General features: G+C 62.8%; 20 protein-coding genes. 4 read left to right on the top strand and 16 right to left on the bottom strand.

Annotation, left to right across the window (positions count from 1 at the left end):
* Positions 1 to 42 precede the first annotated feature (42 nt).
* Positions 43 to 744, top strand: coding sequence for a WecB/TagA/CpsF family glycosyltransferase (locus tag ACO08A_RS06325; RefSeq protein WP_422040328.1), 702 nt, complete (start codon positions 43 to 45; stop codon positions 742 to 744).
* A 9-nt stretch (positions 745 to 753) separates the two neighbouring features.
* On the opposite strand, the gene ACO08A_RS06320 is transcribed toward ACO08A_RS06325, so the two are convergent.
* Positions 754 to 1,515, bottom strand: a complete 762-nt coding sequence (locus ACO08A_RS06320; RefSeq protein WP_422040327.1) for a cobalt-precorrin-6A reductase — start codon at positions 1,513 to 1,515, stop codon at positions 754 to 756.
* A complete protein-coding gene (locus ACO08A_RS06315; RefSeq protein WP_422040326.1) occupies positions 1,502 to 2,599 on the bottom strand; it encodes a cobalt-precorrin-5B (C(1))-methyltransferase in 1,098 nt (365 codons plus the stop codon). The genes ACO08A_RS06320 and ACO08A_RS06315 overlap by 14 nt, the downstream gene beginning before the upstream one ends.
* A gap of 130 nt (positions 2,600 to 2,729) precedes the next feature.
* On the opposite strand from ACO08A_RS06315, the gene cobA reads away from it, so the two are divergent.
* Positions 2,730 to 3,596, top strand: coding sequence for a uroporphyrinogen-III C-methyltransferase (gene cobA, locus ACO08A_RS06310; RefSeq protein WP_422040325.1), 867 nt, complete (start codon positions 2,730 to 2,732; stop codon positions 3,594 to 3,596).
* The gene (locus ACO08A_RS06305) at positions 3,586 to 4,899 is read left to right on the top strand and encodes a cobyrinate a,c-diamide synthase (protein ID WP_422040324.1); all 1,314 of its coding nucleotides are present in this window, start codon (positions 3,586 to 3,588) and stop codon (positions 4,897 to 4,899) included. Before cobA ends, ACO08A_RS06305 begins: the two co-directional genes overlap by 11 nt.
* 421 nt (positions 4,900 to 5,320) lie before the next feature.
* Here the strand turns inward: ACO08A_RS06305 and cobM are convergent, their stop codons facing one another.
* Genes cobM through ACO08A_RS06265 form a run of 8 tightly spaced genes read right to left on the bottom strand, consistent with a single transcriptional unit; the run spans position 5,321 to position 12,132 of the window.
* Entirely contained in the window at positions 5,321 to 6,097 is a 777-nt protein-coding gene (gene cobM / locus ACO08A_RS06300) for a precorrin-4 C(11)-methyltransferase (RefSeq protein ID WP_422040323.1), read from the bottom strand.
* Positions 6,094 to 7,965, bottom strand: a complete 1,872-nt coding sequence (gene cobJ / locus ACO08A_RS06295; RefSeq protein WP_422040322.1) for a precorrin-3B C(17)-methyltransferase — start codon at positions 7,963 to 7,965, stop codon at positions 6,094 to 6,096. Before cobJ ends, cobM begins: the two co-directional genes overlap by 4 nt.
* Complete coding sequence (gene cobI / locus ACO08A_RS06290) at positions 7,935 to 8,660, bottom strand: precorrin-2 C(20)-methyltransferase (RefSeq protein ID WP_422040321.1); 726 nt, start codon at positions 8,658 to 8,660, stop codon at positions 7,935 to 7,937. Before cobI ends, cobJ begins: the two co-directional genes overlap by 31 nt.
* Positions 8,657 to 9,856: a precorrin-6y C5,15-methyltransferase (decarboxylating) subunit CbiE gene (cbiE, locus tag ACO08A_RS06285; RefSeq protein ID WP_422040320.1), complete on the bottom strand. Its 1,200-nt coding sequence runs from the start codon at positions 9,854 to 9,856 to the stop codon at positions 8,657 to 8,659. The genes cobI and cbiE overlap by 4 nt, the downstream gene beginning before the upstream one ends.
* Entirely contained in the window at positions 9,853 to 10,101 is a 249-nt protein-coding gene (locus ACO08A_RS06280) for a hypothetical protein (protein WP_422040319.1), read from the bottom strand. The genes cbiE and ACO08A_RS06280 overlap by 4 nt, the downstream gene beginning before the upstream one ends.
* Before the next feature lies 1 nt (position 10,102).
* Positions 10,103 to 10,759, bottom strand: coding sequence for a precorrin-8X methylmutase (locus ACO08A_RS06275; RefSeq protein WP_422040318.1), 657 nt, complete (start codon positions 10,757 to 10,759; stop codon positions 10,103 to 10,105).
* Between the two features lie 6 nt (positions 10,760 to 10,765).
* On the bottom strand, positions 10,766 to 11,893 hold the full coding sequence (locus ACO08A_RS06270) for a sirohydrochlorin chelatase (RefSeq protein WP_422040317.1): 1,128 nt from the start codon (positions 11,891 to 11,893) through the stop codon (positions 10,766 to 10,768).
* A complete protein-coding gene (locus tag ACO08A_RS06265; RefSeq protein ID WP_422040316.1) occupies positions 11,890 to 12,132 on the bottom strand; it encodes a DUF6732 family protein in 243 nt (80 codons plus the stop codon). Before ACO08A_RS06265 ends, ACO08A_RS06270 begins: the two co-directional genes overlap by 4 nt.
* A gap of 433 nt (positions 12,133 to 12,565) precedes the next feature.
* On the opposite strand from ACO08A_RS06265, the gene ACO08A_RS06260 reads away from it, so the two are divergent.
* The gene (locus tag ACO08A_RS06260) at positions 12,566 to 12,868 is read left to right on the top strand and encodes a DUF1905 domain-containing protein (protein WP_422040315.1); all 303 of its coding nucleotides are present in this window, start codon (positions 12,566 to 12,568) and stop codon (positions 12,866 to 12,868) included.
* 189 nt (positions 12,869 to 13,057) lie between these two features.
* On the opposite strand, the gene ACO08A_RS06255 is transcribed toward ACO08A_RS06260, so the two are convergent.
* The 6 genes from ACO08A_RS06255 to pta all read right to left on the bottom strand — a co-directional run bounded on the left by ACO08A_RS06255 (position 13,058) and on the right by pta (position 21,070).
* Positions 13,058 to 14,350, bottom strand: coding sequence for an Hsp70 family protein (locus ACO08A_RS06255; protein WP_422040314.1), 1,293 nt, complete (start codon positions 14,348 to 14,350; stop codon positions 13,058 to 13,060).
* A 170-nt stretch (positions 14,351 to 14,520) separates the two neighbouring features.
* Entirely contained in the window at positions 14,521 to 15,552 is a 1,032-nt protein-coding gene (locus ACO08A_RS06250) for a GlxA family transcriptional regulator (protein ID WP_422040313.1), read from the bottom strand.
* A 19-nt stretch (positions 15,553 to 15,571) separates the two neighbouring features.
* On the bottom strand, positions 15,572 to 16,483 hold the full coding sequence (locus tag ACO08A_RS06245; protein WP_422040312.1) for a dimethyl sulfoxide reductase anchor subunit family protein: 912 nt from the start codon (positions 16,481 to 16,483) through the stop codon (positions 15,572 to 15,574).
* The gene (locus tag ACO08A_RS06240; RefSeq protein ID WP_420335532.1) at positions 16,483 to 17,232 is read right to left on the bottom strand and encodes a 4Fe-4S dicluster domain-containing protein; all 750 of its coding nucleotides are present in this window, start codon (positions 17,230 to 17,232) and stop codon (positions 16,483 to 16,485) included. Before ACO08A_RS06240 ends, ACO08A_RS06245 begins: the two co-directional genes overlap by 1 nt.
* A complete protein-coding gene (locus ACO08A_RS06235; RefSeq protein ID WP_422040311.1) occupies positions 17,229 to 20,045 on the bottom strand; it encodes a molybdopterin oxidoreductase family protein in 2,817 nt (938 codons plus the stop codon). The genes ACO08A_RS06240 and ACO08A_RS06235 overlap by 4 nt, the downstream gene beginning before the upstream one ends.
* Complete coding sequence (gene pta / locus ACO08A_RS06230) at positions 20,042 to 21,070, bottom strand: phosphate acetyltransferase (protein WP_422040310.1); 1,029 nt, start codon at positions 21,068 to 21,070, stop codon at positions 20,042 to 20,044. The genes ACO08A_RS06235 and pta overlap by 4 nt, the downstream gene beginning before the upstream one ends.
* Between the last annotated feature and the right edge of the window lie 68 nt (positions 21,071 to 21,138).

Genomic DNA, 21,138 nt, shown 5'->3' with positions numbered 1-21,138 from the left:
AGAGTCGGGTCGACGGCCATAGGGCCCCTGTCGATTCTGAGGATGAATTCGGAGGAAGCCGTCCAGCTTGTGCAGACGTCCGTCAAGCTGCGCTATCCGATCGAGATTGCCATCTGCAATGCACACACGACCCTGACCGCGCTCGATGATCCGGCCTTTGCGGCAACGCTGCAGGAAATGACGCTGCTGAACGATGGCATCGGCGTCGACCTTGCCAGCCGGTTTCTGAACGGCAAGGGGTTTCCGGACAATCTGAACGGAACCGACCTGGTGCCGGCAATACTGTCCGAAATCGATTTGCCGCTTCGCATCTTTCTGCTCGGTGCAAACGAAACCAGGGTTCAACTGGCGAAGGAGCACATCGAGCGGGTCTATCCCCGTCATCAGGTTGTCGGTGCACGCAATGGCTACTTCGACATGAGCGATTGCGATGCCGTGTGCACGGAGATCAATCGTGCCGCGCCGGATCTTCTTCTTGTCGGGATGGGCAATCCGCGGCAGGAGTACTTCATCGTTCAAAATCGCGCTCATCTGGATGCGACGGTCGCAATCGGCGTGGGTGCTCTCTTCGATTTCATGTCGGGATCGGTGATCAGGGCGCCGAAGATGGTTCAGGCCGCGGGCCTGGAATGGCTGTTCCGGCTGCTGCAGGAGCCGCGCCGGCTGTTCCGCCGCTACGTGGTCGGGATCCCACGGTTTTTCGCTGCGCTCGTCAGGCTGAAATACGGCAAAGCCGAACTCTGAGGTAAAGTTCTAGAACTTTTTCCGGTCCATCAGCTCCTGCGCTTTCTTGAGAACTCCGGTCAGATCCGGCGCGGTTTCAGCCTCCGGCAGCTGTGGCCTGTCTATCATGAGCACCGGCAATTTGAGCGATCGCGCCGCTTCGATCTTCGCATAGGAGCGCTCGCCTCCGCTGTTTTTGGTCACAACATGCGTGATGCCGTGTTTCCGCAGGAGGTCGGCTTCTTCCGAAGAGGATTGCGGCGGGCGCCGGAGGATCAGGTCCCAGCCCGCCGGCAGCGGTTGCTGGGGCGCTTCGATCATCCGGGCAAGGCAACAGATGTCCTCGCGCCATGTGAATTGCCCGATCTCCTTGCGCCCGACGGCGAGGAATGCCCTGGCATGGGCGGGCAGAGCTTGAGCCGCGTCCCGCATGGAATCGAAAAGTATCCAGTCGTCATCGGGAAGCGCTGTCCAGGCTGGTCTCTCGAGCCGGATCAGCGGAAGCCGCAGGGTCCGGCATGCCTCGGACGCATTGCGGCTCATCTGTGCGGCAAACGGATGGGTCGCGTCGATGACGAGCGTGACGTCCTCCGAGCGCAGGAAGTCGCTCAGCCCGGCAATGCCGCCGAACCCGCCAACCCTGGTCGGGACCCCGAGATCCGGCAGATCCTTAACGATCCCGGCAAAGGAAGCCATCACGCGCACGCCGGTAAAACGGTCCGCGAGTTGTTTGGCAAGCTGCCGTGCCTCGAATGTCCCGGCAAGCAGCAGGATGTGGTCAGCCCTCGTCAAAGCCACATTCTCCGAGGATCCTGCCGTCGCGGTCCGTGACCAGGACTTCCAGCGAAATCGGGGCATCCCTGAGGATCTCGCGAACCTCTCTTTTCGTGCGTCTTGCCAGGAGGCTGCTGAGATCGAGCTTTTCCTCACGGGATCTGTCCAGAACTTCCTTCGCAGTGTTCGCGGCCGCCGCTGCCGTGACGAGCGATGGGGAGGCCCCCGCCTCTTCGAGAAGATCCTGCAAGAAAACGAAATCGACGGAGCTACGCCCGGAATGAAGGTCCAGCGCTCCGTTGGCAAGCTTCGAGAATTTCGCGAAGCCACCGGAAAGTGTCAGCCTTTCAACCGGGTGACTGCGCAGGTACTTGAGCAGGCCCCCGGCAAAGTCACCCATGTCGAGGTAAGCTGTTTCGTCGAGCATGTAACGGCTCCGGACGGCGTCTTCCGACGCCGCTCCGGTTGCACCGACGACGTGTTTCAGGCCGATGGCACGGGCCACGTCGATGCCGCGGTGGATCGAGGCAATCCACGCGGCACAGGAAAACGGGCGCACGATGCCCGTCGTACCGAGAACCGACAATCCGCCGACAATGCCGAGCCGCGGGTTCATGGTCTTCAGCGCGAGTTCCGCGCCGCCTTCGATCGAGATTTCGACCTCTGCATCCGGTGCGGCATCCAGCCCGGCTGCGGCCTCCGATATCGCCGTTTCGATCATCCGGCGCGGCACGGGGTTTATGGCGGGCTCGCCGGGGGGGATCGGCAAGCCCGGCCGTGTAACCGTTCCAACTCCTTCGCCTGCCTTGAACCGGACACCTTCACCTGCGGCCAGCAAACGCACGGTGGAGGTGATCAGCGCGCCATGGGTAACGTCCGGATCGTCGCCCGCATCCTTGGTGATCGTGGCGAAGGCCGAACCGTTCGAGACGCCGTGCCGTGTCAGAACGAAATCCGTTGTTCCCCCCTTGGGCAGGGTGATGTCCACCGGATCGGGAAAGGTGCCGGAATGAAGCGCGGTAAACGCGGCCTTCGCCGCCGCCGTTGCGCAGGCGCCGGTGGTCCAGCCTCGTCTGAGTTCTTTCGGCTCGGTCTTCGACATGATCCTTCTATAGCCGAAGTCTTGAAGCGGCGCGCGCCCCGGCCGCGTAATTGACTGAAATGTCGCATTCCTTTCGATTTCTATCGCTGATTTGCTTGGCGAGCGATGATTTGCCGGATACACAGGAACAATGAGCGTGTCCGAACTGAACAACACTCTGCCAAAAGGGCTTCCGGAATTCGAATCCGGCTGGGTATGGCTTGCGGGTGCGGGCCCGGGAGATCCGGGGCTGTTGACGCTGCATGCGGTGAACGGTTTGCGTCAGGCAGACGTCGTCGTCTACGACGCGCTTGTCGACAAGAGCATCCTCGATTGGGTCAGGCCGGGCACCATCACCGACTATGCCGGAAAACGCGGCGGCAAACCGAGCCCGAAACAGCGCGACATCACGTTGAAGCTGATCGACTATGCCCGCTCGGGCAAGCGCGTCCTGCGTCTCAAGGGCGGCGATCCGTTTGTCTTCGGGCGCGGCGGCGAGGAAGCCCTCGGCCTGGTCGAGGCCGGTGTCCCGTTCCGGATCATACCGGGCGTTACCGCCGGGATCGGCGGCCTGGCCTATGCCGGGATTCCCGCAACCCATCGCGACTGCAACCAGACCGTGACGTTCCTGACCGGACATGACCAGACCGGACTGACACCGGATGCCGTCAACTGGGATGGCGTCGCCAGGGGATCGCCCGTCATCGTGATGTACATGGCGATGAAGCATCTGGAGACGATCGCCGGCAAACTCATGTCGTCCGGACGTTCTGAGCACGAGCCGGTGGGCATCGTGTGCAACGCGTCCCTGGCCGGGCAACAGGTTCTCGAAACCACTTTGGGACGCTGTGCCGAAGAGGCGAGATCCGCCGGGATTCAGCCACCGGCCATTGTCTGTGTCGGCGAAGTCGTTCGTCTGCGCGACGGCCTCGATTGGCTGGGTGCGATGTCGGGCAAGGTGCTGAATTCCGATCCGCTCGGCCTCAGGTCCGAAAGCCGCTCGGCAGATGCCGGCTGAACCTGATGCCGGAGCAGCCCGGGGCGTCCTGATCGCGGCTCCGTCCTCCGGGACCGGCAAGACCACGCTGACCCTGTCCCTGATCAGGGCGCTCAGGAATGCCGGGCGCTCCGTCGTCTCCGCGAAATCCGGCCCTGACTACATCGACCCGCGCTTTCATGAAGCTGCGAGCGGCACCCCCTGTCTCAATCTCGATGCCTGGGCGATGGACGCGGCGACGCTGTCTTCGCTGGCGGCCGGGCAGGGGGCAGGGAACGAGCTGATGATCATCGAAGGGGCCATGGGGCTTTTCGACGGAGCCGCGAACGGACGCGGATCGGCGGCGGCACTCGCCGCAACGCTCTCCGTTCCCGTTGTTCTGGTCGTTGACTGCGCCCGTCAATCCCAGTCGGTCGCAGCGCTGGTGCATGGGTTCAGAACTTACCGATCGGACATCGACATTGCCGGGGTGATTCTCAATCGCGTCGGCAGCGCGCGCCATGAAGTCATGTTGCGGACGGCTCTGGCACCCCTCGGCGTTGCGGTTTTCGGCGCGTTGCCGCGGTCCGCGGATCTGTTACTGCCGGAACGGCATCTGGGGCTCGTGCAGGCGTCCGAGCATGCCGACCTGGAGGCGTTCCTGGAAAGGGCGGCAGAGCTTTGCAGCCGGAATGTCGACCTGGCCGCGATTGCAGGTGCCGCCTCGGCGATTGAAGGGAGCCCCTGTGAAAAGGCGGCATTGCCGGCGCCCCTGGGGCAACGGATCGCGGTTGCCCGGGACGTCGCCTTTGCCTTTTGCTATCAGCACCTGCTCGAATTCTGGAGCCGCAAGGGGGCGGAACTCAGCTTCTTTTCACCGCTGGCGGACGAGCGGCCTGATGCGCGCGCGGATGCCGTCTTTCTGCCCGGAGGCTATCCCGAACTCCACGCCGCGGCCTTGGCTGCCGCCGGAAATTTCAAAGCCGGCCTACGCGAGGCCGCACGCGCGGGAAGCCTCATCTACGGTGAATGCGGTGGATACATGGTTCTTGGGCAAGGGCTGGTCGACGCGGATGGTGCCCGCCATGACATGCTCGGCCTTCTGCCGCTGGAAACCTCGTTCGCAAAGCGCACGCGGCATCTCGGATACCGCAAGATCGATCCCCTCGCCGGTCTGCCCTGGTCCACGCCCCTGTCGGCGCACGAGTTTCACTACGCCACCATCTTGAGGGAAGGACACGCGGACCGTCTCTTCCGCGCAACCGATGCCGAAGGCACCACCCTGCCCGACATGGGCCTGAGGGCTGGCACCGTCATGGGATCGTTTGCCCATGTGATCGCGTAACGCGTCAATGCGAGACCGTCGCAGAATTCAGACTGATTTTGTCCAACGATCGCCGCCCCGGCCTTGAGCCGGGGCCTCCCGACAGCCGTTGTTCAGGTCCCGGATCAGGTCCGGGACGGCGCAGCCTGCGAGGCAATCATCATGGCACAGAAGGAATTGCTCCAACGATTGCCGCCCCGGCTCTGCGCTGCGCTTGGCCGGGACGACATCTGCGGAAGCAAACCTCATCCTGAGGAAGCGCGTCGGCGCTGTCTCGAAGGATGGGCCGCACAACGGAGCGCCCATGGTCCATCCTTCGAGACGCACGCAAGCGTGCTCCTCAGGATGAGGCTGTGGATTGGAGTGACCTGGATCGGTGTGATTGTGTTCCGGGCTCGCTCTGCTCACGCTGCCGTTGAAAGTTCCGCCGGGCGCGTTGGCGTCAGGACGCCTTGGCTTTCTTTTTCGGCCTCAGGACATGTACATGGTCGGCGTCGTAGAGCGCGCTGTCGCGGAAGTCTTCTCCCGGTTTCAGCGCATGGCCGACGAAGATCAGCGCGGTGCGGGTGATCTTGGCCTTGCGCACCTCTGCGGCAATCGTCGAAAGCGTGCCGCGGATGAAGGTTTCGTCCGGCCAGCCGACCCGGTAGGCCACGATCACCGGACAGTCCGCACCGTAGTGTGGCGTCAGCTGACGCTCGATTTCGCGCAGGTTCCGGATGGACAGGTGGATCGCAAGCGTCGCACCACTCTTGCCGAGCGTATCGAGGTCTTCGTTGTTCGGCATGGCCGACGACTGCATTGCCGTGCGGGTGACGATGACCGTCTGTGCGACTTCCGGGATCGTCAGTTCAGCTTTCAGCGCGGCCGCAGCGGCGGCAAAGGCAGGCACGCCGGGGGTGACGTCGTAGTCGATGCCGAGCGCATCGAGGCGCCGCATCTGTTCTGCCGTCGCGCCGTAGATCGAGGGATCGCCGGAATGGACCCGGGCGACGTCCAGGCCCTCGTCATGGGCTTTCTTGATTTCGCCGACAATGTCATCGAGCGTCATCGGTGCCGTGTCGATCACGCGGGCCCCTTCGGGGGCCGCCGCCACGATTTGCTCCGGCACGAGCGAGCCCGCGTAGAGGCAGACCGGACAGGACTGGATCAATCTCAATCCGCGCACCGTGATGAGGTCGGGGTCGCCGGGACCCGCGCCGATGAAATGAACGGTCATTGGATGTCTTCTGCCTCTTCGGTTTCCGGCGCGGTCTCGGCGCTCTCCGGTTTCGGTGCATCGATCCGCTTGGCGTAGCCGCGCGGTGTATAGACGAAAATACTGCCGTCGCCCTTCATGATTGCCCGGGTGTTCGACGACCCGACCAGGACCGTCGTGAGCATGTCGACTTCGTCGACGGTGAGCGCTTCGAGCGTGGTGACTTTCAACGTCTCTTCCAGGCGTCCGAGATTGACGCCGAGAACAACGGGTGTCGTCGGCGGACGGTGCTCCAGCAGGATTTCGCGCGCTGTGGCAAGCTGCGTGCGCCGGCGCTTGGAGACCGGATTGTAGAACGCGATCACGAAGTCGCCTTCGGCCGCGGCCTTCAGCCGGGCCTCGATCGATTCCCAGGGGGTCAGCAGGTCGGAAAGCGAGATGGCGCAGAAGTCGTGACCGAGCGGTGCGCCGATGCGCGCCGAACAGGCCTGAAGCGCCGATATGCCCGGCGCATTGGTGACGCTGACGCGCTTGGCGGCATCCGAGACACCGCCGAATTCCTCGTTCCGGTGCAGCAGTTCGTAGACCAGCGCGCCCATCGCGTAGATGCCGGCATCGCCGGACGAGATCAGGGCGACGTTCTTGCCCTTGCCGGCTTCTTCCAGCGCGAACCGCACCCGGTCCTCTTCGGCGCCAAGCGGGAAATTGTGGTGTTTCTTTCCGGTGATGTGGGTGTCGACGATATCGAGATAGAGCGAGTATCCGACCACGTCCGTGGCGTCCGCCAGGAGCTTCGTGGCTTCGGGTGTTCGCCAGTCGTCCTTGCCAGGCCCGATGCCGATCACCGACAGATGCCCTCGGGCGCGGCCGACCGTTTCCGAGTCGATCGGCTGCGGCGCACGAGCAATCGCGCAGGTCGCGTTTTCCGTCTTCTGCTTCTCGACAACGAGCGATCCGAACGGACCGGAGGCGGCAAGCGAGGCGCCTTCCGACACGCCGTGGCAGCCGACTTCCTGGAAGACGATATTGGACGGATTCTTCAGACGCGGGGTCTCGCGCTGAAGTTCCACTGCCGTAAAGACCCGAAGCGGCACGTTCAGATGGTTGGCGAGTTCAAGGACCGCGGTTTCGTCGGACTTCAGTTCAATCGTCGTCACACAGGCGACGGCACCCCTGGCGATCCCGGCGTCAGCCAAGTGGGTTTCGACAAGATCGATGAGTTCTTTCGGGTCGCAATAGCGGGCGCAGCCGACACCGATGGCATATTTTTGGGGATGGTAGACGAGCTGCGTCGGCCCGCCTTCCATCGGCTTCTCGGTGGCTGTCAGCGCAATCGCGGCGTCATCGGACGTGTTGAGATCCGCCTTGGTGAGCCAGTCGGCGGTTCCCTCGATACGGACTTCCGCGCCGGACAGCAGCTCCGCCATGACGGGTTTGGCATCTTCCGGATTGGCCAGCAGCCAGCCCTTGGGCGGCACGTCGAGCGCGATGCCGAGCTTCGTGTCCCCGGCCGTCGTGATGGCCGCATGCCCGCGCAGCGACTTCGCCAGGATCCGGGCCAGTTCGTTGGCGCCGCGATGGCCGCCGAGCAGCGGCACGATGCTGGAACCGTCCTCGGAAACCGCGATCACGGGCGGCTCGGTGCGTTTGTCGCCGAGGATGGGCGCGAGCGCCCGGATCAGGATGCCGCTGGCGCAGAAACCGACGATCGGATGTCCGGCCTTGAACAGCAGCTGCAGGTGTTCGATCGTTTCATTGAACTGGGTGTCTGCCGTCGGAACGCGGCCGGCCAGACCGTGAATGCGCGCCGTGGAAAAGCGGCGCGCAACATCTTCTGCCGTGTCCAGCCCTGCCTGGTTCAGGACGAATAGGATGGGGGAAGCGTCCACGCTTCGTCTCCCTTGTAAATGAGGATCATGGAAAAATAGGGTGCGGTCTCCGCATCAAGGTCGATCAGGCGGTGCACCTTCTGCTTGTCAAGGCTGGCCCGCTCCACATAGCCGGCCTGTTCCAGAAGGCCCATGCGATCGAGCAGCGCCCTGAGACGGGCCAGATGCCGGCCGACCTTCATGATCGCCACCGCCTGGGCTTCTTCGATCTTTTCCTCGATGGCGTCGTCCGGCAATGGCCCGGGTATCACCGTGAGCACGTCGTTTCTGGAGGTGAGCGGCCGCTGAAGCTGCGCCGCGCAGGCCGTCAGCGAGGTTACGCCCGGCACGACTTCTATCTCGAAACGGTCGCAAAGCCGCTCGAACAGATACATGAACGAGCCGTAGAAGAACGGGTCACCCTCGCACAGCGTGACGACATCCTCGCCTGAAGCAAGCACCTGCGCGATCTCGGCCGCAGCCTTGTCGTAAATTTCCTGCGCCGGAAAACGTTCGACACGCATGGGAACGACGATCGGTATTTCGCGTGCGTCCTGCGGGATGATCGACGCGGCGATCGAGCGCGCAAAGCTCTCGCCGGTATCGGGCGCGGGGTAGGCGATGACTTTCGCCGAAGAGATCAGCCGGTGGGCCTTCAGCGTCATGAGTTCCGGATCTCCGGGGCCGAGACCGATGCCGAACAGGGTTCCGCTCATGATTTTTCAAGGCTCCACTGCGTCACCGGCATCAGCGGTCGCCAGCCGGTCAGGCCGCCGACGGGACTTGCGCGATGGATTGAGAGTTTTTTCAAGGAGCCGCCGTGTTTCTCGTAGGCGGCAAGCAGAACCGCCTCGCTTTCCAGTGTCACGGCGTTGGCAACGAGCCGGCCGCCGGTATGGAGCGCATCAAGCGAGGTGTCGATGACGCCGGGTGCCGTCAGACCACCGCCGATGAAAACGGCATCCGGCCGGTCCAGGCCATCGAGGCCTTCGGGAGCCGTTGCGTCAACAAGTTCCAGATGCGGGACGCCGAGGGCGATCGCGTTTTCCGCCGCCATCTTGCGCCGTTCCGCGTGGGGCTCCAGGCCGATGGCACGGGTGCGGTTCGCGGCCCGCAGCCATTCGATGGCGACCGATCCGCAGCCTGCGCCGACATCCCACAAAAGTGCGCCCGGATGCGGTTTCAGTTCGCCGAGCGTCACCGCGCGAATGTCCTGTTTGGTCATCTTGCCGTCATGGCGGAAGGAGTCGTCGGAAAGGCCTGGAACGCGGGCGCGCAAGCGTGTTCCCGGGTTGGCTGTGACGTCGAGGGCCAGTGTATGAAAGGCGGCCACCTCGCCTGACCAGTCTTCGGCTGTACCGCTGGTCCGCCGCTCCTTCTCGCCGCCGAGATGTTCCAGCACGGTGATCCGGGTGCGTCCGTAGCCTTCATCCGCGAGCAGGTCGGCAACCTGTCGCGGTGTCTCCGGACCGCTCGTCAGAACTAGAAGGCGCGCGCCGGGGTAGAGCGCGCAACGCAGAAGGTCGACCGGTCGGCCGTGTACGGAAAGACACTCGCAGTCCTGAAGAGGCCAGCTCATCCGGGAGGCCGCCAGCTGGAAAGCCGACGGTGACGGCAGGACCGTCATGTCCTGCGGATCGAACCGCTGGACCAGGGATGACCCGAAGCCGAACCACATCGGATCGCCGGTCGCAAGTACGGCGACCTGCCGAGATCGGAGCGCTTCCAGGTCGGTGAAGACGGTGGCAAACGGGGATGGCCAGGTTCTTTGTTCTGCAGTGAAATCGCCTGCGAGCGCGAGGTGCCGCGCGCCGCCATAGACGACATCGGCGCTCGCCAACGCCTCCCGGCCGCCGGGTGCGAGCACACCGTCCTCGCCGATCCCGACCAGCGTCAGCCAGGGGGAGCTCATGTGTCCTCCAGCCGATAGGGTTTGGGGGGTGTCTTTGGCGTGAGTTCCACCGGGCTGCCGTCAGTCTGCGGCACGGCCTGCTTCATCCCCTGCGATTTCCGGTTCGGCGGACCATCCGCTGTCGCGTTACCCGTCTCATCGACGGAAGCCGGCCGGCCGCCGGAATGCGACAGGAACCCGCGCGAGCGCATGGGCTTTCCCGCACCGCTTGATTTCAGATCCTTGCGCCGTCCCGGTCCGGTCATCTCAGGCCTCCTCCGGTAGTCCGGCGGCAAGGGCGTTGACGGCAGCCGCCGCCATTGCCGATCCGCCGCGCCGGCCTCTGATCGCGAGGTAGGGTATCCCGAACGGGTTTTCGATGAGCGCGTCCTTGGATTCGGCAGCCCCGACAAACCCGACCGGAAAGCCGAGCACGAGGGCGGGTTTCGGCCCGCCGGATGCAATCGTCTCCAGAAGATGGAACAGCGTCGTTGGCGCATTGCCGACGGCAACGATGGCGCCGTCAAGCCGGTCGTGCCAAAGGTTGACGGCGGCTGCCGAGCGCGTTGTGCCGAGTTCTTTCGCCATCTCCGGCACGCGGGCGTCGTTCAGCGTGCAGACGACATCGCAGGCCGATGGCAAGCGGGAGCGGATGATGCCGTGGGTGACCATTTCCACGTCACACAGGATGGCGGCGCCGGTCCGGAATGCCCGGCGGGCCGAAGACGTCAGATCGCCTGACCAGGCAAGGTCCTTGGGCAGATCGGTCATGCCGCAGGCATGGATCAGCCGAACGGCAACCGCATGCAGATCTTCCGGCAGATGCGAAAGATCCGCTTCACCGCGCACGATGGAAAAGGACTGCCGGTAGATGGCCGACGGGTCCTTCTCGTATGCGTAGGCCGGAGTTGGTTGCCTTGTCACGGACGCTTATCCCTCGCGCTTCAGCGATTTCGGTCCGTGCGGATGATCCGCGTGCGGGTAGGGATGATGATGATGGCCATGGTCATGATCGTACCCGTGCCCGTGCCCGTGCCCGTGACTGTGCCCGCCACCATGGTCGTGATGGTGTCCGTGCCCATGGCCGTGCTCATGATCATGGTGATGATGGTGTCCGCCGGCCTGAACCTGCTTCTCGCACGCCCCGGTGCAGATTTCGTCGCAGAGCTGGCACTCGGCTTCCGCGCCGAGGCCCTCGACATGATGGTGATGGCTCTCCTGCGCCAGGCCCACTTCCGCCTCGAAACCGAGCACCTGTTCGCGGTACTTGCACATCTGGCAGTTCATCAGGTTGGCACCCTGCAGGATTTCCTGAACCCGGTCTGCCATCGTGTCGATGACCTGGGGATGGTCGTTGAGATAGCCCGCCTTGAGAAATTCGATCTCCGGATGATTTGCCGCGATCTCGTCTGCCGTGTTGTAGATCCTTTGAACCAGAACGCCTGTGAAGAGGAAATACGGAAACACGATGATGCGCTTGTAGCCGAGCCGGGCCGCGTGTTCGAGGCCCGGACCGACGAGCGGGAAGGTGACGCCGGAATAGCACGTTTCCGCCCAGCCGAAGCCGAAACCTTCCCAGAGCAGCCGTGTGATCTTGGTGACGTTCGAGTTGGCATCCGGGTCGGACGCGCCGCGCCCGACGACCATAAGAAGCGTTTCATGCAGCGGTACGTCGCTGTCCGCTTCGTCGATAGCCGCCTGGATGCGGGCCGCTGCCGCCTTGACCATGCGCGTGTCGACGGCCAGTTCCCGTCCATAGGAGATTTTCATCTCCGGATGCATGGCCTGATAGGTGTTCAGAACCGACGGGATATCATTCTTGGCGTGACCGGCGGCAAACAGCATGCCGGGTACGGCGAGCACGCGCGTGCAGCCCTGCTCGCGCAATTTGTTCAGACCGTCATGGATGACGGGATTGGCGAATTCCAGGTAGCCGTATTCGACCGGCCAGTCCGGGAAGCGCGCCGTCAGGCCTTCGGCGAGCTGTGCAAATTGTTTGACCGCACCCTTGTTGCGGCTGCCATGGCCGCAAATCATCAACCCGAGTTTTTCGCTCATTGCGCGGTTTCCCCGGCGGTCTCGTCGTCTGCGGTTGCTGCTTCGGGTGTGTCCTCGGCGTCTTTTTTCTTCCGGTCTTTCAGTGCGACAAGACCGGCGACCAGTGCGGCACCTGCGACGGCGGCCACGCCGATCCAGTGCGAATGCCCGGCCAGTTCACCCAGGTGGCCACCATGGGCAAAGGCGGTTGACGGCAGAAATACGGTCAGAAGTCCGGTGAGGTACGTCCGGTGGCTCATTCTTCTCTCCCAATGGCAGGCGCCTGCAGGCAATCGATGGCGGCGGAATCGGAAGACGAAAGCAAACACGAACGATGAGTCGGCCGGATTTCGGCCGCTCTGCAAGTGCCTTGGACAGCTCCGGCATTGGTTCCCTGTGTGGGTCAACCGCATCCGGAATCGCTTTCAGTCCCTGATAGGACGCCGTCAGGTCGCGGCAATCTAGGGGAGCTGTTCCGGCCGATCAAGCGCGAATGCGACATCCATTGGTCGAAACGGACAACATACCGGATATGCACATCTGAAGGTGCCTCGCATCCCGGCTTCGGGAAGTGGCAGGAGCGATGTTCGAGACCATGGTGGATGGTTGACGGTCCTTCGGTTTTTCTGAAATGACCTGCCCGGAACCGATTCTTGTAGTACCTACCTGAGTGAGACCATCTTGCTGGACCGGATGAACTTTTCCGCAGATCTCTGGCTTTCGCCCGGTCCGGGCGGCTGGACATTCGTCACGCTGCCCGCGGTGTGTGCCGACCAGATCCGGTTTGTAGCCGGTGGTCAGAAGGCGAAAAGCTGGGGCATGATCAAGGTGAAGGTCACTATCGGATCGTCGACATGGCGCACGACCATCTGGCCGGACAAGGCGTCAGGCTCCTTCCTGCTGCCGATCAAGGCGGCTGTCAGAAAGGCCGAGAGGGTCTCGGTCGGCGACAGGGTCGAGGTGGACATGACGGTCGTGGATGAGCCGCGGGCCTGACCCTGGGCACTTGCGGGAGGGGACTAGGGTACGGACTCATAAATGAAGTCAATATCCGAAGGACGGCAAAATGGCTTCACCTCGCAGCGTCATCGCGCTTGACCGGGCATAAAGCCCGCTCTGCGCACGCTTCCTCGCAAGATTTTGCCATTTCTGCCGCTAAATCGGCTTCATTTATGAGTCCGTACCCTAAGCCGCCACCACCCAGTCGTCCGCATCGTCCCGCGCACCGATCAGGGCGAGGCCGTTGGCGACGGACGTGAGTTCGTTGCCGCCCGAGATTTTCTCCGCGCCGAACCGGTTCGCGAACTGGCGCCGGACGGCAGGAACGAACGACGTTCCGCCCGTCATGAACACCCGGTCGATCTCGTTGTCTCGCAATCCCGCCTTGGCCAGCGCCGGATCGAGCGCCTTGTCCATCTTGGCAAGATCGCCGGCGATCCAGCTTTCGAAATCCCGCCGGTAAACAGTTGCCCGGAAATCGGTCCCGAGGGGAGAGAAGGAAAATTCGGCCTCGTCTTCCTCCGACAGCCGGGCCTTGGTTTCCGACACGGATTTATAGAGCGGATAGCCCTGGTCCTCGTCGACGAGCTCGATGAAGAGCTCGATCTTGTCCGCCTCCAGACACCAGCGCAGCAGCTTCTTCATTTCCTTGAAATCGTCGGAAGTCTTGAAGATGGAGAGCATGTGCCAGCGCGCGAAATTGGAAAAGAGGTTGGGCGGAATTTCCAGCACCTTGCCCATGCTCTGGTAGGCCGATCCCTTGCCCAGTTTCGGCAGCACGACATTGTCGATGATGCGGTAGTCGAACGTATCGCCTGCAATTCCGACACCGCCGCGTCCGAGCGGGGTTGCCTTGAGGTGTCCGCCGGCCGTTTCGAAGCGCATGATCGAATAGTCTGTCGTGCCGCCGCCAAGGTCGGCGACGAGGATTGTCGTGTCCCTTTGCAGCGACTGCGCATAGGAAAACGCTGCACCGACCGGTTCCATCACGAACAGGATATCTTCAAACCCGACTTTTCGGAATGCTTTCCGGTAGCGCTCCATTGCCAGCCCTTCGTCCGGCCGGTGCCCGGCGAATTCGACAGGCCTGCCGACAACAAGCCGGGTCCCGGCAGGATCGAAGCTTGTTCCCGCGCGCTCGAACGCGCAGCGCAGGAAAGTCGACATGAGATCCTCGAATTCGAACCGGACGCCGTAGACGCCGGTTCCCTTGAAGAGGCTGCTTGCCGCAAATGTCTTGAGCGACTGGATGAAGCGCACATCCCCGAAGCTTTCAAGAAACTGCCGGATGGCCCATGGTCCAACCTCGGGATGCAGCGACCGAGCCGCACCGCGATCGAGAAAGCTCAGGACGGTCGGCAGCGACGTGAAGCTTTCGTCCCTGTCCTGAAAGCGGATCGGGCGTGTTGCGCCAGGTCCGTCCGCCGTGACCGCAACCGTGTTGGAAGTTCCGAAATCAAGTCCGATGGTTTCAGTCATGTCGGCCGTCCTCACGAGGCAACGCGCAAACACACCGCGGGCTGGTCGCGGCAGTTCGGGCGGAAAGGGCTCTGGAAATTGGAATGGCCGGGCTGATTACGGGCAATCAGGAAAAAAGGCAAGGCCAAACGGCTCGTCCGGCCATCAGTTTACGAAATCCCCGTGTCGGTTCAGTGATGTTCCAGGAGCCTGTCCTGTTCCGAAAACTCGTCCGTCTCCGGCGTCCGCATGACATTGGACGCCTTGCGGGTTCTCTTGCGGCGCTCCGTCGGCGAGAAACCGAATTTTTCCCGGTAGACGCTTGCGAAATGCGCCTGGTCGACGAAGCCCGTCGAAAAGGCAACCTGCGCGACCGCCATGCGCGTCTTGCGAAGGAGTTCATCGGCCTTGTGCAGGCGGATGTCCATGTAGCAGCGCATGACGGAGATGCCGAGATCCGACTTGAAATTGCGTTGCAGCTTGCGCGAGCTGACACCAGCGAGCATAGCGATCTGGTCCAGTGTCAGGAGGTCGCTGACATGGCTTTCCATCAGGTCGACGGCCGCCGTCACACAGCTGTTCACGCCGGTGTTGCTGCCCAGATACCGCGAGCGCAGCGGTTCGTCCGCGCTGCGCATGCCGCTGTGAACCAGCCAGTCGCTGACCGTGGTCGCCAGTTCCACGCCCAGTTCGGATTTGACCAGGGCAAGCATCATGTCGAGCGATGCGACCCCGCCGGCACAGGAGTAGCGGTTCCTGTCGACCACGAAGATCCGCCGCTCCAGGAAGTATCCGTCCGAGAGGGCGTTGAGTTCCTCGAAATGCTCCCAGTGAACCGTGAAGCGACGGTCTTCCATCAGCCCGGCCTTCGCCAGAAGCGCACCGCCGCCCGAGATCCCGCCGAGGGCGACCCCGTGCGCGGCCAGCTTGCGCAGCTGTGCGTAGAAGGCTGTGTTCTCTGCCTCGTCGAGATTGGTCCCGGCGGCGACCAGCAGAAGATCGACCTGGTTGCTCAGGATGCCGAGCGGTTCGGTTTCGATATAGGCGCCGCAGGACGCGCGCGCCCGGCCCGCGTTTTGCGAGTAGTAGGTCAGCTGAAAATACTCGGACCCGCCCAGAAGGTTGGCAGCTCTCAGGGGCTCGATCGCCGACGCGACCGACATGAGCGCGTAGCCGTCGACCAACAGAAAACCAATCTTGCGCCGTCTGGTCTCGCTTTGCATTCCAATATCTTAAGCAGAGTCAGCCCGAGAAGCTAGGTTGATAGGGTGGTTTCGAACCCGTCCCGCCATAGTAGAGACGGACAACGTGTTCGGCCTCGGCGAAGAACAGCCACCGGGACGCGAAGGCGCCGGCGAGATAGAACAGCGTGGCAAGGATCGCCGTGAACAGGTTGACGGGCAGAAGCGCGACAATGAGCAGCGGTAGGACGACCATGCCCGCGAACGCGATGATACGCAGTTTCTGGACATGCTTGCGTCCGACCACATGCACCATTTCCTTCAGCAGGTAGTTCGAGCCGGTATGCGGTGGCTCGAACAGCCGTGCGCTGCCGCGCTCGCCCAGTCCTGTTGCTGTTTCGATCGTGTGCCCGCGTTCGGCAAACCTGCGGTCGCCAAGCACCCAATGAAGGATCTGAAACCCGCCGGCCAGAAGCAGCAGGACAAGCGCTGCACCGCTTTGCTGGGCCAGGATTGCCCCGCCCGCGAGCGACACGGTCAGCATATGCACGGGCGTCAGCCAGTGGTTCCAGCGCGGCACCGTTTTCAGCTGCGCGTAGATCATGGACGTTGCCACGACCGTCGCGATGGACAGGATAGCGCCGAGCAGGCCGAGCGGCAAAACGGAGACGCCGACAAAGACCGCGGCCGCCCCGTAAATCGCCAGGATGATCAGCGCGCCGGTCGAAAGCCAGGCTTCCCGTGAGAGCCAGCTCGTGCGCCACTGGGTGAAGGCCTTCAGGGCGCGTTGCGGGTTGCCGAGATGGAAGGTGGAGGCCACCAGACCGCCGACCGCCAGCGCATAGGCAATGGCGAAATAGAAGAACGCTTCCACCCCGTGAACGTCAGGCAGGCCCAGTCCCAGGAATGTCAGAAAGCCAAAGCCGAGACCGGAGAGGACAGTGAAGATGATAACCGAGGGTGCCGGATGCATCAGAGCGCCTCCAGTCTTTTGTCGAGCCAGGCCAGGAACCCTTTCGGCTCCTCGGCGACCGGCTCAAGAAGCGGCGTGAGGACATCCATGTCCGGCAGCTGATCCTTGGGACGGGGCGGCAGATACTTGTTGACCGGCTTTGTTCCCTGTTCCGGCATCAGGTCGATGCCGCCGCGCTCGGCGACCAGTTTCGACACGTTGCTGTCCGGGTCCGCAAAGTCACCGAAATGGCGGGCACCGGCCGGGCATGTTCTGACGCAGGCGGGCACACGGTCTTCCTCGGGCAGGTTCTCGTTGTAGATCCTGTCGACGCACAGCGTGCATTTTTTCATCACGCCGGCGACGGCATCCATCTCGCGGGCGCCGTAGGGACAGGCCCAGGCGCACAATCCGCAGCCGATACAGGCGTCTTCGTTGACGAGAACAATGCCGTCCTCGGTCCGCTTGTAGCTGGCGCCGGTCGGACAGACCGTGACGCAGGGCGCGTCTTCACAGTGAAGGCAGGACTTCGGGAAGTGGACCGTCTGGCTGCAGCCGCCGCCCTTCGGTTCCACTTCATAGCTGTGGATGCGATTGAGGAAGGTGCCGACCGGATCGCCGCCATAGGCGTCGGTATCGCTGAGCGGCGCGCCATAGTTTTCGGTGTTCCAGCCCTTGCAGGCGGTGACGCAGGCATGACAGCCGACACATGTGTCCAGGTCGATGACGAGGCCGAGTTTCTTGTCCGTGGTCGCGGGCAACTGGGTCATGAGGTCACCTTCTGTTGCACTGTGGCGGGGCCTTTGCCGACCGGCGATTTCAAGGGGCCGAACGCAGGCTGGCTTTCCGCTGGAGCAGCGGCCTTTTCAATCCTGACCCGGAGATCGAACCACGCGGCCTGACCCGTCACAGGATCCGAATTCGACCACCTGAGGCCATCGCCCTTGGGGGGCAGCAATTCGTGGATCAGGTGGTTCAGCAGGAAGCCGCTGGTTGCCTCCGGCGCGTCGTCGTCGAGCGCCCATGCGCCCTTGCGCTTGCCGATCGCGTTCCAGGTCCACACGGTGTTTTCGTTGAGCCCGGCCATATGGGCGACCGGAACCGTGACCTCGCCGTGGACGGAGGTGAGCCGCGCCCAGTCGCCGTCCTCGAACCCGTTTTCCTGCCAGATCTTTGTCGGCACATAAAGAGGATTGCGCCCATGGATCTGGCGCAGCCAGGCGTTCTGGCTGCCCCAGGAATGGTACATGGCCATCGGCCGCTGTGTGAGCGCATGCACGGGATAGGCCTCCGTGTCGACGGCCCCGTCCTCGATGGGCGGATACCAGACCGGGAGGGGATCGAGATAGTCCTTGATCTGCTGTCTCAGGTGATCGGGCGGCTGCCGGTCTCCGTGCCCTTCCGCAGCCAGCTGGAACCGGCGCAGCGGCTCGGCATAAAGCTGGAACAGGTAGGGCTGGGGGGCATCGTAGAAGCCGAGCCCGACTGCCCAGCCCTGGTAGGCGGCGTTCCAGGGCTTGTAGTAGGACGCTTCGTCGGGAACGTGTTCCACGAAGAAACTGCCATTGTCGATATAGCGCTGCAACTGGTCCGGATTGACGTCTCCGCGGCCGGTCTGTGTCCCGTTTCCGCGGAACCCTGCGAGCGGTCCGATCCCCGGCCTGCGCTGGTGATTGACCATGTAGTCCGCGTAGTCCTTGTAGAGCGCGCTGCCGCTGTCGTCGACGAATCCGGGCAGCTTGAGCCGGGATCCGAGATCGACCAGCACGGACTGGAAGCCGCGCACATCACGGTCGGGCTCGATTACCGGCCAGCGAATGGCATCGGCGGCGGCGTCCGCCTCGCAGATGGGCCGGTCCAGAAGCGAGATGCAGTCGTGGCGTTCCAGGTAGGTCGTGTCGGGCAGGATCAGATCGGCATAGGCCACCATCTCCGAGGAATAGGCATCGGAATAGATGATCCGCGGGATGACATAATCACCGTTTTCGTCCTTGTCCGTCAGCATGTCCATGACACCGCGCGTGTTCATGGACGAGTTCCACGCCATGTTGGCCATGTAGAGAAACAGGGTGTCGATCTTGTAGGGATCGCCCGCATGCGCGTTGGAGATCACCATGTGCATCAGCCCGTGGGCCGAAAGCGGGTTTTCCCAGGTGAATGCCTTGTCGATGCGTGCAGGGGTGCCGTCTTCCTTGAGCGCCAGGTCGGCGGGACTGCGGACGAAGCCCAGATGCGGTCCGTCCAGGGGACAGTCCGGCTTTGAATGGCAATGCGGTGTCGGGTGGGCTTCGACGGGTTTCGGGTAGGGAGGCTTGAACCGGAAGCCGCCCGGAACCTCCACCGTGCCCAGCAGGATCTGCAGGACATGCAGTGCGCGGCAGGTCTGGAACCCGTTGGAATGTGCGGAGATACCGCGCATGGCATGGAAACTGACCGGACGGCCGAGCATCTTCTCGTGGCGGGTGCCCCGGAAATCGGTCCAAGGCTGGTCGAGTTCGAACGCTTCTTCGAAGGCGACCCGCGCAAGCTCTGCGGCAATCGCACGGATGCGGCCGGGGCGCACGCCGCATTGCTCGGACACGGCTTCCGGACTGTGATCATCGGACAGAAACCGGTCGGCAAGGTGCTGGAAAACGGTCTTGTGGGTCACGCCATCCATGTCGACCTGGGCCGCCAGATCCGGTTTGACGCCCTGCTTGTCGAAGGGCTGCAATGTTCCGCTTGTCCGGTCGATCACCAGCGGTTTGCCGTCATCGTTGCGGATCAGCAGTCCTTCTTCTGGCGAGCCGGCTGTTGCGTTGACAAGGCACGGTGCATTGGTGAATTGGGCAAGATAGGAAAGGTCGACCTTCCCGGCCTTCAAGAGGACATGGATCAGCGAGGCGATGAACAGACCGTCCGTCCCCGGTGTGATGCCGACCCATTCATCGGCGATCGCATTGTAACCGGAGCGGATCGGATTGACGCCGATCACCTTGCCGCCGCGCGCCTTGAGCTTGCCGAGGCCCATCTTGATGGGGTTGGAATCGTGGTCTTCCGCAACGCCGAAGATCATGAAAAGCTTGGTGTGGTCCCAGTCCGGCTGGCCGAACTCCCAGAAGGCGCCGCCCATGGTGTAGATGCCGGCGGTCGCCATGTTGACCGAACAGAACCCGCCATGCGCCGCATAGTTGGGCGTGCCGAAGTTCTGCGCCCAGAAACTGGTGAAACTCTGCGACTGGTCGCGTCCGGTGAAGAAGGCGAGTTTTTCCGGAGCGGATTTCCGGACAGGCTCCAGCCAGGACGTGGCCAGCTCAAGCGCTTCGTCCCACGAAATCTCCTCGAATTCGCCTGAGCCGCGCGGACCCGTTCGCTTGAGCGGTGCACGCAGGCGCGACGGCGCATTGACCTGCATGATGCCGGAGGACCCCTTGGCGCAAAGGACGCCCTTGTTCACCGGATGGTCCCGGTTGCCCTCGATATAGGCGACCTTGCCGTCCTTGAGATGCACATTGATGCCACAGCGGCAGGCGCACATGTAACAGGTCGTCTTGCGAACCTCGTCGGATACCTTTGGCGACGTCTCGACAACGGGGGCCGTCATGCCGGCTGCTCCCCGGCTGTCGCCACGCTATCCTTGTGAACTGACTGTGCGGTCGTGACTGCGATCATGTGAAGAATGTCCTCCGAGCTGCACCCGCGCGACAAATCGTTTGCCGGATGCGAGAGACCTTGCAGAATCGGCCCGATAGCTTTCGCTCCCCCGATTCTCTGTGCGATCTTGTACCCGATATTTCCTGCGTCAAGATTTGGAAAGATAAAAACGTTCGCGTTACCTTCAATCGGCGAATCCGCGGCCTTCGATTGAGCAACTTCAGGTACGAACGCTGCGTCGAATTGCAATTCACCGTCGATGAGAAGATCGGGAGCCGCGTCGCGCGCGAGCATCGTTGCCTGTTGAACCTTTGAGACGGCGTGATGTTCCGCGCTGCCCCGCGTCGAAAACGACAGCATCGCGATCCTGGCCGTTTCGTTCGTCAGGTCCTGAAAGGAGTGCGCTGAGGCAATGGCGATTTCGCACAATTCCTCCGCGGTCGGATCGACGACCAGCCCGGCATCGGAAAAGATGCACGCGCCTTTTCGCGCGTGGTGGTCTTCGCAGAAGAGAAACAGGAAGAAGCTAGAAACAAGCTTCGTGCCTTCCGCCACACCGATTACCTGGATCGCGGTCTTGATGATTTCCGCGGAAGACAGCACCGCACCGCCGATACAGCCATCCGCATGTCCGGCCTTCACCAGCAGTGCCGCATAGACATGCGGCGTGAGCGCCTGCTGCATTGCCTGATCGGCGTCAACGCCCTTGTGCTTGCGCATCGCGTGGTAGAGTTCGGCAAGCTCTTTCGTCAGAGGCGATGTGGCCGGCCGATGGATTTCCAGCCCGTCGATGCCGTCGACGGCGGCCAGCTGTTCGTCGTCAGGCTCGGCGTCGCGGACCAGAATGATCCTGGCGATGCCCAGCTTTCGTGCCTCGACCGCGGCCTCGATGACCCGTGGGTCCGCGCCTTCGCTCAAAACGATTGTCTTGTCCGAACGGGCGGCGTTCCGCAGGATTTCTTCCAAAGGTTTCATCGGACCTTGCTTTCCTGGCACTGGCTGACCGGCCGGGCTGCCGACGATGCCGTCCGCAAAGGACGGGT

This window comes from Roseibium sp. (assembly GCF_965232425.1).
Taxonomy (GTDB): domain Bacteria; phylum Pseudomonadota; class Alphaproteobacteria; order Rhizobiales; family Stappiaceae; genus Roseibium.
This window is presented reverse-complemented; position numbering and strand designations above follow the sequence as displayed.